Source organism: Paraburkholderia tuberum STM678 (assembly GCF_902833905.1).
Taxonomy (GTDB): domain Bacteria; phylum Pseudomonadota; class Gammaproteobacteria; order Burkholderiales; family Burkholderiaceae; genus Paraburkholderia; species Paraburkholderia tuberum.
Window position 1 is genome coordinate 1 of sequence record NZ_CADFGP010000214.1, and the last position, 311, is coordinate 311.

1 protein-coding gene is annotated in these 311 nt (G+C 65.0%); it reads left to right on the forward strand.

Annotated elements, in window-relative coordinates:
* Window positions 1-311 (forward strand): MFS transporter (locus HWY30_RS41000; RefSeq protein WP_341809970.1); only part of this gene is annotated, 311 nt, incomplete at both ends.

Sequence of the window (311 nt, forward strand, 5' to 3'; positions counted from 1 at the left end):
TACTGGACGCCCACGATCATCAAACAGGCGGGCGTTTCCGACCTGTTGCAGATCGGCTTCCTGTCGGCGCTGCCTTATATCGTCGGCGCGGTTGCCATGCTGCTGATCGCACGCAGCTCCGACCTGCGGCTCGAGCGCCGCTGGCACTTCGTGCTGTCGACGACAGCGGGCGCCACGGGCGCGGTGCTCCTGACGGTGCTGACGCACAACTCGGTTGCCGCCATCGCGTGCCTGAGTCTCGTTTCGGTGAGCTATTTCGCGGCCGCAGCCATTATCTGGACCATTCCGCCGAACTACCTGAAGGGCGCGGC